The sequence below is a fragment of the Streptomyces sp. NBC_00572 genome (genome assembly GCF_026341815.1).
Taxonomy (GTDB): domain Bacteria; phylum Actinomycetota; class Actinomycetes; order Streptomycetales; family Streptomycetaceae; genus Streptomyces.
The window spans coordinates 6,852,878-6,867,721 of sequence record NZ_JAPENX010000001.1 but is presented as its reverse complement, the minus strand read 5'-3'; the positions used below and the strand labels follow the sequence as shown (position 1 = coordinate 6,867,721).

General features: G+C 73.2%; 14 protein-coding genes. 6 read left to right on the top strand and 8 right to left on the bottom strand.

Translation table 11 applies throughout. The features are described 5' to 3' along the window. Positions 1-55: 55 nt before the first annotated feature. The gene (locus tag OG514_RS30935) at positions 56-469 is read right to left on the bottom strand and encodes a roadblock/LC7 domain-containing protein (RefSeq protein WP_266900349.1); all 414 of its coding nucleotides are present in this window, start codon (positions 467-469) and stop codon (positions 56-58) included. A 151-nt stretch (positions 470-620) separates the two neighbouring features. On the opposite strand from OG514_RS30935, the gene OG514_RS30930 reads away from it, so the two are divergent. Then, positions 621-1,046 (top strand): PPOX class F420-dependent oxidoreductase, encoded by a 426-nt coding sequence (locus tag OG514_RS30930; protein WP_266900347.1) that lies wholly within the window; start codon positions 621-623, stop codon positions 1,044-1,046. 30 nt (positions 1,047-1,076) lie between these two features. On the opposite strand, the gene OG514_RS30925 is transcribed toward OG514_RS30930, so the two are convergent. The 5 genes from OG514_RS30925 to OG514_RS30905 form a co-directional block, all read right to left on the bottom strand. Beyond that, entirely contained in the window at positions 1,077-1,694 is a 618-nt protein-coding gene (locus OG514_RS30925) for an ATP/GTP-binding protein (RefSeq protein ID WP_055603501.1), read from the bottom strand. Continuing rightward, on the bottom strand, positions 1,675-2,091 hold the full coding sequence (locus OG514_RS30920; protein WP_266900343.1) for a DUF742 domain-containing protein: 417 nt from the start codon (positions 2,089-2,091) through the stop codon (positions 1,675-1,677). The genes OG514_RS30925 and OG514_RS30920 overlap by 20 nt, the downstream gene beginning before the upstream one ends. Positions 2,092-2,104: 13 nt before the next feature. Next, positions 2,105-2,539 (bottom strand): roadblock/LC7 domain-containing protein, encoded by a 435-nt coding sequence (locus tag OG514_RS30915; protein WP_030316903.1) that lies wholly within the window; start codon positions 2,537-2,539, stop codon positions 2,105-2,107. After that, positions 2,536-5,580 (bottom strand): nitrate- and nitrite sensing domain-containing protein, encoded by a 3,045-nt coding sequence (locus OG514_RS30910; RefSeq protein ID WP_266900339.1) that lies wholly within the window; start codon positions 5,578-5,580, stop codon positions 2,536-2,538. Before OG514_RS30910 ends, OG514_RS30915 begins: the two co-directional genes overlap by 4 nt. 72 nt (positions 5,581-5,652) lie before the next feature. Further along, the gene (locus tag OG514_RS30905) at positions 5,653-6,486 is read right to left on the bottom strand and encodes an MHYT domain-containing protein (RefSeq protein ID WP_266900337.1); all 834 of its coding nucleotides are present in this window, start codon (positions 6,484-6,486) and stop codon (positions 5,653-5,655) included. Positions 6,487-6,663: 177 nt separating this feature from the next. On the opposite strand from OG514_RS30905, the gene OG514_RS30900 reads away from it, so the two are divergent. The 5 genes from OG514_RS30900 to OG514_RS30880 all read left to right on the top strand — a co-directional run bounded on the left by OG514_RS30900 (position 6,664) and on the right by OG514_RS30880 (position 12,877). Further along, entirely contained in the window at positions 6,664-7,272 is a 609-nt protein-coding gene (locus tag OG514_RS30900; RefSeq protein WP_266900335.1) for a class I SAM-dependent methyltransferase, read from the top strand. Positions 7,273-7,509: 237 nt separating this feature from the next. Beyond that, positions 7,510-9,651, top strand: a complete 2,142-nt coding sequence (locus OG514_RS30895) for a bifunctional serine/threonine-protein kinase/glutamate ABC transporter substrate-binding protein (RefSeq protein WP_266901021.1) — start codon at positions 7,510-7,512, stop codon at positions 9,649-9,651. A gap of 86 nt (positions 9,652-9,737) precedes the next feature. Further along, entirely contained in the window at positions 9,738-10,073 is a 336-nt protein-coding gene (locus OG514_RS30890; RefSeq protein WP_266900333.1) for a hypothetical protein, read from the top strand. 139 nt (positions 10,074-10,212) lie between these two features. Beyond that, positions 10,213-11,349 carry a hypothetical protein gene (locus OG514_RS30885; protein ID WP_266900331.1) on the top strand — a complete coding sequence of 379 codons (1,137 nt, stop codon included), beginning with the start codon at positions 10,213-10,215 and terminating at the stop codon, positions 11,347-11,349. 151 nt (positions 11,350-11,500) lie between these two features. After that, entirely contained in the window at positions 11,501-12,877 is a 1,377-nt protein-coding gene (locus OG514_RS30880) for a tannase/feruloyl esterase family alpha/beta hydrolase (protein ID WP_266900329.1), read from the top strand. Between the two features lie 31 nt (positions 12,878-12,908). Here the strand turns inward: OG514_RS30880 and OG514_RS30875 are convergent, their stop codons facing one another. Continuing rightward, positions 12,909-13,454, bottom strand: a complete 546-nt coding sequence (locus tag OG514_RS30875; RefSeq protein ID WP_266900328.1) for an MOSC domain-containing protein — start codon at positions 13,452-13,454, stop codon at positions 12,909-12,911. Positions 13,455-13,541: 87 nt separating this feature from the next. After that, on the bottom strand, positions 13,542-14,633 hold the full coding sequence (locus tag OG514_RS30870; RefSeq protein ID WP_266900327.1) for an acyl-CoA desaturase: 1,092 nt from the start codon (positions 14,631-14,633) through the stop codon (positions 13,542-13,544). Between the last annotated feature and the right edge of the window lie 211 nt (positions 14,634-14,844).

Below are 14,844 nucleotides of genomic sequence, written 5' to 3'. Positions count from 1 at the left end.
CAGGCGGACAGGCAGACAGGCAGACAGGCAGACGGATGCGTCGACAGCCGGAGCGTCAGAGCACGCCGCCGCCCGGGAGCCCCGGCTGCCGGGCTGCCACACCGAGGTGCTCGCCGACGCGGTTGACCAGCAGCGTCATCTCGTACGCCACCTGGCCGACATCCGCTTCCGCCGCGCTCAGGACGCACAGGCAGCTGCCCTCGCCCGCCGCCGTCACGAAGAGCAGCGCCTCGTCGAACTCGACCATCGTCTGCCGTGCCCTGCCCGCCCTGAAGTGCCGGCCCGAGCCCCGGGCCAGGCTGTGCAGGCCTGACGAGACGGCTGCCAGGTGCTCGGCGTCCTCACGTGCGAGTCCACTGCTCGCACCCGTCACCAGGCCGTCGTTCGACAGCACGAGCGCGTGCCGTATGAATCCGACCCGCTGAGTCAGGTCGTCGAGAAGCCAGTCCAGTCCCTTGTCCAACGCCATCAGTGGTCCTCCCCCTGGGTGGTGCGTCCCGTCGACCGGGATTCCCGTCGTCTCGGGGCCGCAGTGGTCCGCCGTATCGCCGCAAGCCTTACGCACTGTCGTGAACAGGGCAAGCACTGCACCACGCCCGCGCGTGCCGCAGGATGGGGGCATGACGAGGATGACCGACGCTCAGTGGCGGACCTTCGTGTCCGAGGGAACCCGTACCGGCAAGCTTGCGACCGTGCGCGACGACGGCAGTCCGCACGTCGTACCGGTCTGGTTCCTGCTCGACGGGGACGAGTTCGTGTTCAACACGGGCAAGGACACGGTGAAGGGACGCAACCTCGCCCGCGACGGACGCGTCTCCCTGTGCGTCGACGACGACACCCCGCCCTTCGCCTTCGTCTCGCTCAGCGGACGCGCCGAACTCAGCGAGGACCTGGAGGAGTTGCGGCACTGGGCCGGTCGCATCGGCGCCCGCTACATGGGCGAGGACCGGGCGGACGAGTTCGGGGAGCGCAACGCGGTCCCGGGCGAACTCCTCGTCCGGGTACGCATCCACAAGGTGGTCGCCCAGGCCGGCGTGGCCGACTAGGAGGTGTCCGGCCCGGGTCGCGGACCGGGCTCAGCCGACCGTGTCGAGGAGCCGGGCGGTGTGCATCCGTCCGGCGTACTCGACCAGGCGGATGAGCACCTCCTTCCCGGAGTCGCGGTCGCGCGCGTCGCACAGCACGACGGGCGTGCCCCGGTCCAGGTCGAGCGCGCGGGACACGTCGGCCGCTCCGTACGTACGCGCGCCCGTGAAGCAGTTGACGGCGACGACGAACGGGATCTTCCGGTGCTCGAAGTAGTCGACCGCCGGGAAGCAGTCCTCGAGTCGCCGTGTGTCGGCGAGGACGACGGCCCCCAGGGCGCCCTGTGACAGCTCGTCCCACAGGAACCAGAACCGGTCCTGGCCGGGTGTCCCGAAGAGGTAGAGGGAGAGCCCGGAGCGGATCGTGATGCGGCCGAAGTCCATGGCGACGGTCGTGGTGGTCTTCTGGTCCACTCCCCCGGTGTCGTCGACCGACTCCCCCGCACGGCTGAGCTGTTCCTCCGTGCGGAGCGGCCGGATCTCGCTGACCGCGCCGACGAGGGTGGTCTTGCCCACGCCGAATCCACCGGCGACCAGGATCTTCAGGGCGAGGGCGGTGGTGTCCGCGCCGTCGTCCGCGCCGGTGCTCTCAGAGCGCTCGTAGGCCATCGATTACTTCCCTCAGGATTCTTTCGTCGGGGAGCTGTGCGGGGGGTACGGGCCGGCTGACGCGTACGAAGCCCGATTCCAGGAGGTCGCCGAGGAGGACCCGGACGACGCCGACGGGCAGGTCCGCGTCGGCGGAGAGTTCGGCCACCGACTGCGTCTCGGCCCGGCACAGGGCGAGCAGGGACCGGTGCTCGGGTCCGAGGAGGGACTCCTCGGCCGGACCGGGCGGGTCGTCGTCCACGACGACGAGGGCGATGAGGTCGAACCGTACGTTGCTGGGCCCGGGCTTGGTCCGGCCACCCGTCATCGCGTACGGGCGTACGAGCGGTCCGGCGTCGGCGTCGTACCACTGACTGCCCGGCGCGGGCGAGCCGCCGCCGGTGCTGTCCTCGTTCATGGCTGTCTCCGGGTCAGCCGGCGGCCGGCGGGGTCACCGTGAGCCGCGGCGGGGTGTGCAGGTGCTCGCCGACGCGCTTGACGAGGCGGGCCATCTCGTAGGCGATGAGGCCGATGTCGGCGCTCACCGAGCTGAGGACGGCGAGGCAGGAGCCGTCCCCCGCAGCGGCGACGAAGAGGAAGCCGTCGTCCATCTCGACCATGGTCTGACGGACGCCGCCCGTGTGGAACTGGCGACCCGCGCCCTTGGCGAGGCTGTTGAAGCCGGAGGCGATGGCGGCCAGATGCTCGGCGTCCTCACGGCTGAGTCCGTTGGAGGCCCCGACGGCGAGTCCGTCGTTGGAGAGCACGACGGTGTGGCGGACTTCCCGGACCCGCATGACGAGGTCGTCGAGGAGCCAGTCGAGCTCGCCGGACCGGTGGTGAGAGATCCTCTCGTGGTCGATCATGCCTGGTCTCCTTCGGGGCGGGGGTCGTCGAGGGGGGTCGTGCCGTGGCCCGGAGCCTGTCCGGTGCCGGTGCCGAGGGGACGTCTGCTGCCCGGGGCCGCGCCGCCGCCGCGCTGCCAGCCGTCCCGGTAGGCCGTCATCCGGTCACGTACCACCTCCGGGGTGCGGGCGTCCGTTTCCGGCGCGGCCGGCACGAAGACGGGTGCCGCGGCGGGCGCCTCGCGCAGTTGCGGGACGAGGCTCGCCTGCCGTACGCGACGGGGCAGTTCGCCCTCCAGGGCGCCGCCGCGTCCGGCAGGGCCCGCGTGGCCCGCGTGGCCCGCGGGCGTGCCGGGCTGCTGTTCCCGTGCCGTCGGCGGTACGGAGGGACCGCGGCGGCGCAGTTCGGTGACCCCGGCGGGCGGAGGCCCGGACTGCGGCGACGGCGCGAGCGCGGGGACGGCGGTCGGACGCGGCAGGGGCTGCGGCCGGGAGGAGGGTGCGGCCTGCGGCGGGAGCGGCGGCCGTGCGCCACCCACCTCCTTGGGCAGGGCTCCCGGCCGCGCGCCGGTCGGCGGCTGCGGAGCGGTCCGGCGGGGTGCCGGAACGGGCCCGGCGGGGGCGCCTCCACTGATGGCGGGGGCGGGCGGACCGGCCTGCGCCGGGGCGCGGGACACCTGGGGGCGGCCGAAGCGGCGGGCCTCGGCGCGATGCGCCTCCTCACGCTCACGTGCGGCGCGCCCGTCGTCCGTGCGCCGGTCGGCGCCGAGGCGGTCCGCGCTGAAGCCGTCGGGGCCGAACCGGTCGCCCGTCGCGTGCTCGTCGCGGCTCTGCCGATGGTCCGCGCCCGGCTCTCCCCCGCCGGCGGCCGGTATCCGAGGATCGCGCACCTGGGGCGTTCCCGCGTGGGGCGTGTCGGGTCCGTCGCCGGTCGCCGGGGTGCCGCGGCCGGGTGGCAGTGCGCCCTGGAGGAGGTCGGTCGGAAGCAGCACGACGGCCGTGGTGCCGCCGTACGGGGAGGTGCGCAGCTGGACCTTGATGTCGTGGCGGGAGGAAAGCCGGCTGACCACGAAGAGGCCGAGGCGGTCGCTGTCGAAGAGGTCGAGGGCCTCGGACTGGGCGATGCGGGCGTTGGCGTCGGCGAGGGTGTCCTTGCCCATGCCGAGTCCGCGGTCCTCGATCTCCAGGGCGTAGCCGTTTCCGACGGGTTCGCCGCTGACGCGGACCTTGGTGTGGGGCGGGGAGAACTGGGCGGCGTTCTCGATGAGTTCGGCGAGGAGGTGGGTGAGGTCGGCGACGGCGCCGCCGACCACGGCCGTCTCGGGGAGCCGGCGCACCTCCACGCGCGCGTAGTCCTCGATTTCGGAGACGGCGGCACGGACGACGTTGGTGAGGGGAACGGGCATCCGCCAGGCGCGGCCGGGGGCGGCACCCGAGAGGATGATCAGGCTCTCGGCGTGGCGGCGCATCCGGGTGGTGAGGTGGTCGAGCCGGAAGAGGTCGCCGAGTTCGTTGGGGTCGTCGGCTCGCCGCTCCATGCTGTCGAGGAGGTTGAGCTGGCGGTGGACGAGGACCTGGCTGCGACGGGCGAGGTTGACGAAGACGCCGGAGATGCCGCTGGCGAGTTCGGCGCGTTCGACGGCGGCGGAGAGGGCCGCGCGGTGGACGGTGGTGAGGGCCTCGCCGACCTGACCGATCTCGTCCTGGGAGACGGGTCCCGGCGGGGCCTCGGCCTGGACGTCGATCTCCTCTCCGGCGCGCAGCCGGCGCATGGCGGCGGGGAGTTTGCCGCGTGCGATGCCGAGGGCGGTGTTGCGGAGGCTGACGAGTTCGACGACGAGGCCGCGGCCGATCCGTACGGAGATGACGAGTGAGGCGGCGACGGCCGCGAGGCCGAGAACGACCGCCGCGCCGCCCGCGGTGAGCACACCACCCGCGAAGGGGTCGGCGCGGTGGGCCGCGGCGGTGCGCGCGTCGGTCTCGATCGCGGTGAGGCCGCTCCGTACGGCGGCGAGGGTGTCGTCCCAGTCCGCGGAGGTGACCGCTTGGGCGGCGGGGCGGCCGGGCTCGGCCGAGAGGATCCGGTCCTCCGCCCGGGTGAGCCTGGTGTGGTCTGTGCCGGCGGCGAGCCGGGCCCACGCGGCGCGTTCGGCGGCGGGCAGGTCGGCGGTGGCCGAGGCGGTGAGGGTACGCCGGGTCTCGACGGCGCCGGCGAAGGCGCGGAGCCGGTCCGCGGTGAACCGGCCGTCGAGGTGGGCGGCGGCAAGGAGGGCGTCCTCGCGGGACAGCATCTCGCCGGCCCGGCCGAATTCCAGGAGTACGCGCGCGTCGGATCCCTGTCGGGTGTCCTGGATGCCGGTGAGGGCACCGCCGACAGCGAAGGCGGCGGAGACCGCCGCCGTGTACTCCTCGTACACCTGGTTCCCGTCGGCCCGTCCGTCGGCGGCGGCAGTACGAAGCCTGGCGAGGCCCGCGACCTTGCCGACGAACACGGTCACCCGCTCCCCGACGTCCCCGGGCAGGTCCCCGGCGTCGCCGACGGTGTGCGTGTCGTTCAGACGGAGCCGGTCGACGGCCTCGTCCGTGCGGCGAATCCGGTCCTTGAGCTCGGCGGCCCGGGTGGCGCCGGGTGCCGCGATCTGCCGTACGGCGGCGCGCCGTTCGGCCTGCAGGGCGGCGACGGCGGCCGTGACGGGCTCACGGATCTCGGCGTCGACGCGCTGGAGCTGACGGAGCCGGGCGACGTCCTGGGCCGTGGTGACGGTGGCGAATCCCCACAGCGCGAGGAGCGAGACGACCGGGACCATCAGGAGCGAGACGATCTTGGCGCGGACGGTACGCGGGCGCAGGCCGCCACGCGGCGGGCGGAGGGGACCCGCCTCGGCGGCGGGAGGAGCGGACGGCGCGTGGGTGGCGGCCATGCGTGCGGTGGTCGGGAAGGCCTCGGGGGTGGGCTCCCCCGGCTCGTCGGCGGGCGGCCCGGCGTGTGCGCGCCGCCCGCGCGCGGCCGCCGACGGCGGCGCCGACGCCTCGGCGTCGTTGGTCCTGCGGGGAGTTCGCATGGCCTCCTCGTTCCGGCTGCGACGGTCTCTGGTGCGGTGGGTCCCGTGAGCGGGTTGGAGCACGGGGGAGGGTCAGTTCATGGGCGTACGGGCGGCCCGGGCGGTGCGGAAGCCGGGAGGTGCGACGTCCACCGCGCGCTCGTCCGGCTCGGTGAGGCGCCCGGCGGAGGCGTACGCGGCCCGTTCCCTGGCCGTGGGGGAAAGGGCGACGAAGGCGGCGGTGATGAAGAGGTACGAGCCGAGGCCGACGGCGAGCGGGAAGATGAACTGCATGACCGTGGCCCCCGAGAGGGTCGCGGAGGAGGGGGCCACGTCCACCCGCACCGCGAACATGCCCGTGTAGTGCATGCTGCTGACGGCCGCGCCCATCACGAGCGAGGCGACGGCCACGGCGGCGGGCGAGTGGATGTTGAGGGCCGCCCAGAGGGCCGCGGTGGCGGCGACGACGGCGATGAGCACGGAGAGGCCGACGAGCAGGGGGTCGAACCGGACCTCGCCGTGGAGCCGGAGGGCCGCCATGCCCATGTAGTGCATGCTCGCCACGCCGATGCCCGTGGTGAGCCCGCCGATCAGGAGCGAGCGGACCCGGTCGCGTCCGTAGCCGACGGCGAACACGCCGAGGCCGACAACGGCCATCGCGATGACCAGGCTGAGAATGGTCAGCGGAACGTCGTAGCGGATGTCGGTGCCGGTCACGCCGAAGCCGAGCATCGCCACGAAGTGCATCGTCCAGATGCCGGTGCCGATCGCGGAGGCCGCCGTGAGCAGCCAGTTCCGCCGCGAGCGGCCGGTCGCGTCGAGCGCTCGCACGGTGCAGCGCAGCCCGAGGGCGGCGCCGACGCAGGCCATCGCGTACGACAGTGCAGGTGTCAGCCAGCCGAAGGTGGCGTGGTCCAGGTGTCCCATGGCTCCCGGACGCTAGTGCGCATCAGGGGGCGCACCAGGGGCGCATTTCGAAAGCTGATGGAATATGACAGAGAGATGATCCCGAACGATCGCACCGGGCTCGAACGTGCACACAGAACATGCACACAAAATGTTCACACAGAACGTTCACCTCTCCGGGTACGGAATCATGAGCGCATGAGCGATGACCCCACACACGTCCGAGAGTTCTTCGGCGCTCGCGCCGCCGACTGGGACAGCCGGTTCCCCGACGACGGCCCCGCGTACGCGGCCGCGGTGAACGAGCTCGGACTGCGCCCGGGCGACGCGGTGCTCGACGCCGGCTGCGGGACCGGGCGTGCACTGCCGCCGCTCCGCGCCGCCGTCGGCCCCTCCGGAACCGTACTCGGCGCCGATCTCACCCCCGAGATGCTCGAACGGGCCGTCTCCGCCGGGCGCGGCGGCACGGACGGGACCGCGACGCTGCTGCTCGCCGACGTCGGACGCCTGCCGGTGGGAGACGGCGCCCTCGACGCCGTCTTCGGCGCGGGGCTCATCTCGCACCTCGCGGAACCCGTGACCGACCTCCGTGAACTCGCCCGGGCCGTACGCCCCGGCGGCCGGCTCGCCCTCTTCCACCCGATCGGCCGGGCCGCGCTCGCGGCCCGGCACGGCCGGCAGATCACCCCGGACGACCTGCGCGCCGAGCCCCGGCTTCGCCTCGTACTCGCCGAAGCGGGCTGGCGGCTCGTCAGTTACGTCGACGAGGACACGCGATATCTGGCCATGGCCGTCCGCGAGGGTTGATCCGGGAAACCCGTCCGGGTCGCGGCCGCGGTTGCGGCTCGGACACGGACGGGGACGGGGACGGGTACGGGTACGGGTACGGGCACGGGCACACGGTCGCGGTCGCGGTCGCGGACCAGGCTGGATCCCCCGCACGGATGTGGCAGAGTCGGGGCGGGGTCGACGGTCTGAGGCCGCGGGACGCATCACATCCCACCGGGTGGCCGTATCGGGGTGAGGGGGCTGCGGGTGGCACGGGTGGTCGACGATCGGTTCGAGCTGGTGGCGCGGCTCGGCGGGGGCGGCATGGGGACCGTGTGGAGAGCACGGGACCTGGCACTCCACCGTGAGGTGGCCCTCAAGGAGGTCCGCCCGCCCGACCCGGCGCTGGCCGAGTACGACCCCGAGGGCGCCCGGGAGCTCCGCATCCGGGTTCTGCGGGAGGCCCGGGCACTCGCCCGCGTGGCGCACCCCCAGGTGGTGACCATCCATCACATCGTCGACGGCGGCGAAGGCACCTACCCGTGGCTGGTCATGGAACTGGTCGCCGGCGGCTCGCTCCAGGACCGGCTGGACCGGGGCGACCTCACCGCCGGCGAGGCGGCCCCTCTGGGACGCGGGATCCTGGCGGGACTGCGGGCCGCCCACGCGGCAGGCATCCAGCACCGGGACATCAAGCCCGCGAACATCCTGCTGCGGCCCGACGGACAGCCCGTGCTCACCGACTTCGGCATCGCGGCGATCCACGGGGCCACCGCCCTCACCGCCGCCGGCTCGATCATCGGCACGCCCGAGTACATGGCGCCCGAGCGCGTCGCCGGCGAGGAGGGCGGGCCGCCCGCCGACCTCTGGTCGCTGGCGATGACGCTGTACGTCGCGGTCGAAGGCCACCATCCGCTGCGCCGGACCAACACGCTCGCCACGCTCGCGGCCGTCCTCGGCGAGGACGTGCCGCCGCCTCGGCGTGCGGGACCGCTGACGCGGGTCCTCACGGGCGTGCTGGTACGGGACCCGGCGGCGCGTCCCGACGGCGAAGCGCTTGACCGGATGCTGGCCGAAGTCGAAACGGAGACGGCAGCAGAAGCTCAAGCTCCGCTTGAAGCCGAGACTTCGGCTTCGGCCGGGGGTGGTGGACACCGCGTCGACGCCGAGCCGAGGGACGCGGTACCGGCGGGCGCCGGTTCGGCTGGGACACAGGGGCCGACGCCGCCGGCGGAGATCCCACCCGGCTCGGGCGCACAGGGCTCGGCGCCGCCCACCGCACTCCCCCAGGGCGTCGGCGCACGGGGATCGACGGCCGCCCCATCGGTCCCACCGTCCGGCCTCGGCATCGACGTCGCCGCTGCCGACACCGCCACGGTCTTCCCCCTCGCACCCCCGGCCCCCGCCTCGACACCGTCCGCCACGGCTACACCGCCTGCACCGCCGACCCAGCCGCCCGCGACCCGGAAACGGCGCCGCGGGGCCTACGCCGGGGCGGCCGGGGCCGCCGTCGTGCTGAGCGGTGTGCTGGTCTGGAACCTCCTTCCCCTCGGCGGGGAGAAGTCCGACGGCGAGGGGAACCGAACCGCGGGCAAGCCCAGCAGCCAGGGCGGTCCCTCCGCGTCCTCGTCGTCTTCATCGCCGTCCACGGGTGCGTCTGCGGCGAACCCGTCCAGCGGCGCCGACGCACTCACCATCGGGATCAAGTTCGACCAGCCCGGTCTCGGCTTCAAGAACCCGGACGGCACGTACGCGGGCCTGGACGTGGACGTGGCGACCTACATCGCCTCGGGACTCGGCTACCGCCCCTCCGACATCCGGTGGAAGGAGGTGCGAAGTTCCACCCGCGAGTCCCTCCTCTCCGGGGGCGACGTCGACCTCGTCGTGGCCACGTACACGATGACTTCCCTACGGGACAAGAAGGTCGACTTCGTCGGCCCCTACTTCATGGCCCATCAGGACGTCCTGCTCGCCGCGGACAACACCTCCGTCAAGAGCCGGACCGATCTCAACGGCCTGAAGGTCTGCACGGCCACGGGCTCCAGCACCGCGCTCCTGATCCGGACGAACCTCGCCCCTCAGGCGCAGGTCGTGACCCACGACAGTTACGCGCGCTGTATCAGCGACCTCGCCTCGGGTGCCGTCGACGCCGTCACCACCGACGACACGCTGCTCGCCGGTTACGCCCAGCAGAACGCGTACAAGGGCCGTTTCAGGCTCGCCGGCTTCCGCATCACCGACGAGCCCTATGCCATCGGTGTTCCGGAGGGCGGCGACCGCGATCGCGTCATCCAGCGGGTGCTCCAGAAGATGGTCGACGACGGTGCCTGGAAGAAGGCCGTCGAGAAGAACCTCCCGCTCCTGCGGACGGCCACGCCGCCCGTCCAGCAGTGGTCCTCCACCGGAGGACCCTCCTAGTCGCAGCCAACGCACCCTTCTTTCCCGGCACTTCACTGACTACCGTGGTTGTGCCGGGCAGTCGTGCCCGGGAAAGGCGGTGGGGCGTGGCACGGGTACCCGAAAGACTGCGCAGACTCCTTCCCTCCGCCCGGCGGGCACCCGAGGCAGCCGCGCCTGCACCACCGCGCCCCCGGCAGGGGCACAACCTGTTCGAGGCGGCGGCCGAGTACGTGGCCGCGTGCGCCGAGGACGACCCGGCGCGGGCGGAGGAGGCGGCCAGCCGGGTCTCCCCCGGCATGCTGTCGTTCGGGGTCAACGAACTGGCCTGCCGGGCCCTCCTCACCCTCGCCCGGGAACGGAACCAGTCGCCGAGCACCGTGGCCCGCTCGCTGCTCGGACTGCGGGCGGACCCGGCGAGGCCACCGGCGGGTGACGCGTAGGGCCCGCCGCCCACAGCAGGGGCACGATCGCGGTCGGCGGCTTCGCATCCGTCGGCGATGCAGGTCACGGCGCCAAGCTATGGACAGGCCTCCCTACTCACTGGTTAAGGTGCGCCGACAACCAGATGGGGAGGCATGCGTGGCTGGGACGGACCCGATCGCCGAGGCCGAGGCCGCCGGCGATGCCGACGCGCTGTTTGTGCTGACCGCGGCACTGCTGACGCCCGCGCGTTTTCCGAGCGTGCTCGGTGACGACTACCCGGCTGCCTGCGCGGCGCTGGGTCTTGAGCCGTACGTGGACGGGTACGGGCTCGTGTTCGGCCAGGACGGGCTCGGCGCGCGCTGGACGGTCGTCGTCGACGACGTGTCGCTCGTCGCGGTGGCCATCTCCTCCTGGGACTGCGGTATGGCCTACGACCTCTCCCCCGACGAACGCTCGGTGGTGGCCGGGCTGCCGGGCTGGCCTCTCGACCTGGTCGCCCGCGCCCCCGGCGTACCGGCCCCGCACGACCCGGAGCCGGAAGAGGGCGATCCCGCCCCGCTGACCCCGCCCTCCGGCGACGCCTGGGGACCTGCCCAGCGACGCCTCGGCGCCGACGAGGTGGCGCTCCAGTGGGCGGACTGGCGGAGTCAGGTGGAGGACGGCGCTCCGGCCGGGGAACGGACGGGCGCCTCACCCGACACGGCGGCCTCGCCCAAGAGCAGCGCCTCACCCGACACGGTGGCCTCGCCCAAGAGCAGCGCCTCACCCGACACGGTGGCCTCCTCCGAAGCGGCACCTTCGCCCGAGTCGGCCTCTTCCCCCGAGACCGACGCCGCGTCCAAGAGCGCGGTCGCAGCCAAGACTCCCGCCCCGTCCAGGACGTCTGCCTGGTTCGAACCGGCCTCCCGCTCCAAGGCGGCGTCCGCGGTCGTCGCACCCGAACCTTCCCCCGACGTCGCCCCCGAACCGACCGCCGACACCGACGCCGTCTCCGACCCGTCTCCCGACGCCGCCTCCGACCCGTACGCCGGAGTCCGTAGGGCCCTGGACCAGGCGCTCCGCTACCTGGAGGAGCCGCCGCCGGTCGGGCGCGTGCGGTCCGACGCCGGTACGGACGAGGGCGTGCGGACGCTGCGGGCGGACGGCCCCGGCTGGTCGCTGGTGGCCCGGACGGACGACATGGCCTTCGTCCTGCTCGACGAGCTGCCGGGCGAGGTGCTGCCGGTGGCCCGGGGACCGCGGCTGCCGGCGATCCTCGAAGGACTCGACGCGATCGCCATACGCCCCTCCTGAGCGGCCTCGGCGTGACATCCCCTGGGGGGTGTCACGCCGCTCCACACGGAACGACGGCCCGAGGTGTGGTCCGGGACCATGGCCCGGGGGTCGGGGTGCGCCGCAGGATGTGGCGCCGCACCCCTTCCCGCCGTCCCCTCGGAGGCCCACCATGCGCCTGTTCCCAGGCGTCCCCCTGCTCACCGCGCTGCTGACCGCCGTCACAGTCCTGGCCCCCGCGAGTTCCGCCGGGGCGGAGGGGCGGGCCACCGCGCACTGCGCGCGGCAGGACCGGCTGCACGTTCCCGGCGCCGAGCACCAGCAGTCCGCCTGCCTGGCCGATCTGACGACCGCCGGGCTCGCGGGCACGCAGTACACCGACACGGCGGACCAGGCCGGGCTCGCCGCCCGGGGGACCCGTAACCCCTCGGGCGTGCCCGGGGTCCAGATCGACGGCTACTTCCCCGACGACTCGCGCCTCAACGCCACCCATGGCTGGGCGCACGACGCGCAGTTCGTCATCCGGCTGCCCGACCACTGGAACGGCGGGCTCGTCGTCACCGGCGCGCCGGGCACCCGGCGGCAGTACTCCACGGACGCGCTCATCTCCGACCAGGTTCTGGCCAGGGGTTTCGCCTACGCCGCCACCGACAAGGGCAACACGGGACCGGACTTCTTCACCGACGGACGAGGTCCGGGCGACGCGGTCGCCGAGTGGAACCGCCGGGTGACCGAGCTGACGCGGGCCGCCAAGAAGGCCGTGCGGCAGCGTTACGGCCGGGCCCCGGAGCGCACGTACATGACGGGCATCTCCAACGGCGGCTATCTGACGCGCTGGCAGTTGGAGAACCGGCCCGAGCTGTACGACGGCGGGGTCGACTGGGAGGGCGTGCTGTGGACCGCGGGCGGCCCCAACCTCCTGACGAGCCTGCCGGTGACGGTGGCCCGGTCGCTCGGACAGGCCACCGACGATGATCTGATCGGGGCGGGCTTCGCGCCCGGCTCGCGCTTCCTGTGGCCGTACCACGAGAAGGCGTACTGGGGGCTGACGCAGAAGATCTTCCGGGCCGAGTTCGATCCCTCGTACGATCCGGCCTGCCCCGGCTCCACCGCCGGCGGGACCGTGGAGCAGATCTTCGCGCCCTGCGCCTCGGACGCCTCGTACGACTACGCCTCCCGCCCGGCGTCCGTCCACCGCGCGGTGGCGAAGGTCGCGCTCACCGGTCGGATCGGCAGGCCGCTCATCACGCTCCACGGCGACCTGGACACCCTGCTGCCCATCGCCACGGACTCGGATGTGTACGCGGGGATGATCGACGCCCGGGGCCGGGGCGGGCTGCACCGGTACTACACGGTGCAGGACGGGACGCACACCGACGGCCTGTACGACACGTATCCGGACCGTCTGCGTCCGATCCTGCCGTGCTACCGCTCCGTGTTCGACGCGCTGACCCGGTGGGTCGAGGAGAGTAAGGCCCCGCCGGCGGACCGCACCATCGCGAGGCCCGCGAGCGGTGACGTGGTCGACTCCTGCGCTCTGGAGGAGTGAGCCGGGGCCCTGGCGGGCCCACAGGGCTCGGTCAGACCCTTTCCAGCGGGCGGTGCGGGCCCTCCGGCAGCTCGGCGCGGATCGGGTCGCCGGGCCGCACCTCCCCGCCGGTCAGGACGATGCCCATGATCCCGGCCTTGCGCACGACGTCACCGTTCTCGTCGCGGCCGAGCACCTGCTTGAGCAGTCCGTGCTGGAAGTTGTCGATCTGGGCGCACGGGTTGCGCAGTCCGGTGACCTCGACGACGGCGTCCGCGCCGAGGTGCAGGCGGGTGCCGGTGGGCAGGCCGAGGAGGTCGATCCCCCGGGTGGTGACGTTCTCGCCGAGGTCACCGGGGGCGACCTCGTGGCCGGCACCGGCCACGTCGTCGAACAGCTCCGCGTGGATGAGGTGGACCTGCCGCAGATTGGGCTGGGTCGGGTCCTGGGCGACGCGGGAGCGGTGCTTGACCGTCACGCCCGCGTGGACGTCGCCCTCCACGCCGAGTCCGGCGAGGAGGGTGATGCCCTCCCTGTTGGGCTTGGTGAACGAGTACGTGCCGTTGCTGCTGACCGTGGTGACCGTGCCGCCGCTCATGACGAGGAGCTCCCCTTCTCCGATCTCCGGAGGCCGGAGCACCGACCGCCGAACCGATGATCACACCAGGTGTGACCTGCTCCGACCCTACTCGGCCCACTCGGACCGCAGCGGCGCGCCCACCTCGTGCAGATGGCCGAGGGCCTGACGGTACGAGTCCACGAAACCGGTCTCCGTGTACGGGACGCCCAGGGCCGCGCAGTGGGCCCGGACAGCGGGCTGGGCGAGGCGCAGGTTGGGGCGCGGCATGCTCGGGAAGAGGTGGTGCTCGACCTGGTAGTTGAGGCCACCGAGGAACCAGTCGGTCAGGGCGCCGCCCCGGATGTTGCGCGAGGTGAGCACCTGGCGTCGCAGATGGCCCCAGCTGTCGCCGTCCGCGTGCTCGTCGGGACGCTCCATGCCCTTGTGATTGGGGGCGAAGGCCATGCCCAGGTGTACGCCGAGCAGCATCTGGTGGAGGAGGGCGAAGACCAGCGCCTGGGCCGGGGTGAGGAAGGCGAGGAGCAGGGCCGCGTAGCCGGCGAAGTGGGCGAGGAGCAGCGCGCCTTCGGCGAGCCGCTCGCGGCGGGTGCGGCAGGGCCCGTCCTCGGCCAGCAGGGCCTGGACCCCGTACACCTTGAGTGCGATGCCCTCCAGGGTCGTCAGCGGGAAGAACAGCCACGCCTGGTGGCGGGTGAGGAAACCGCGCAGCCCCGTGCGGCCGGCCGTCTGGTGCTCGGCGAAGACGAGGATGTCCGCTGCGACGTCCGGGTCCTTGTCGAGGTGGTTGGGGTGGGCGTGGTGGCGGTTGTGCTTGTCGTTCCACCACTCCCTGCTCATGCCGAGGAGGAGGTTGGCGTGGACGAGCTGGACGATCCGACTGACCTTGCGGTTCGCGGTGATCTGGGCGTGGCCGGCGTCGTGTCCGACGAACGCGGCCCGGGCGGACAGCAGCGCGAGGGGTACGGCGAGCAGCAGTGCCCACCAGGAGGGGCCGATCAGGGCGAGTCCTGCCACGACGGCGGCCATGCCGAGGAGATTGACGGCGATTCCGCGGGCGTACCAGCCGGGGCGGTGTTCGAGGAGGCCCTGTGACCTGACCGTCCGCAGGAGCGGGGTGAACTCGCTGCCGCCCCTGGCACGGGCGGGCGCCGCCGTGGGAGCGGCGGCTGCCGGGGGCAGGACGGTGGCCTGGGACATGGCGGGCTCCGGTTTCTGTCGGTCGGGGTGCGGCGGCGACTCGGTCGATGGCGATCGCTGAGGGGCGTTGACGGTCGCTGACGGTCCTTGGGTGCTACCGAGAACGTACGGATCGGTGATCGCCCGGGGCCATGGCGTCACCACCCGAGCCCGGCGGGGGGTGCGCCGGGGGCCGGGGGTAGGGCGATCCCCACCCCGCTGCGGCTGTGGC

Bases quoted from the DNA above. Each gene is read 5' to 3' on its own strand.
- OG514_RS30935 (WP_266900349.1), bottom strand. From the start codon at position 469: ATGGCGTTGGACAAGGGACTGGACTGGCTTCTCGACGACCTGACTCAG.
- OG514_RS30930 (WP_266900347.1), top strand. From the start codon at position 621: ATGACGAGGATGACCGACGCTCAGTGGCGGACCTTCGTGTCCGAGGGA.
- OG514_RS30925 (WP_055603501.1), bottom strand. From the start codon at position 1,694: ATGGCCTACGAGCGCTCTGAGAGCACCGGCGCGGACGACGGCGCGGAC.
- OG514_RS30920 (WP_266900343.1), bottom strand. From the start codon at position 2,091: ATGAACGAGGACAGCACCGGCGGCGGCTCGCCCGCGCCGGGCAGTCAG.
- OG514_RS30915 (WP_030316903.1), bottom strand. From the start codon at position 2,539: ATGATCGACCACGAGAGGATCTCTCACCACCGGTCCGGCGAGCTCGAC.
- OG514_RS30910 (WP_266900339.1), bottom strand. From the start codon at position 5,580: ATGCGAACTCCCCGCAGGACCAACGACGCCGAGGCGTCGGCGCCGCCG.
- OG514_RS30905 (WP_266900337.1), bottom strand. From the start codon at position 6,486: ATGGGACACCTGGACCACGCCACCTTCGGCTGGCTGACACCTGCACTG.
- OG514_RS30900 (WP_266900335.1), top strand. From the start codon at position 6,664: ATGAGCGATGACCCCACACACGTCCGAGAGTTCTTCGGCGCTCGCGCC.
- OG514_RS30880 (WP_266900329.1), top strand. From the start codon at position 11,501: ATGCGCCTGTTCCCAGGCGTCCCCCTGCTCACCGCGCTGCTGACCGCC.
- OG514_RS30875 (WP_266900328.1), bottom strand. From the start codon at position 13,454: ATGAGCGGCGGCACGGTCACCACGGTCAGCAGCAACGGCACGTACTCG.
- OG514_RS30870 (WP_266900327.1), bottom strand. From the start codon at position 14,633: ATGTCCCAGGCCACCGTCCTGCCCCCGGCAGCCGCCGCTCCCACGGCG.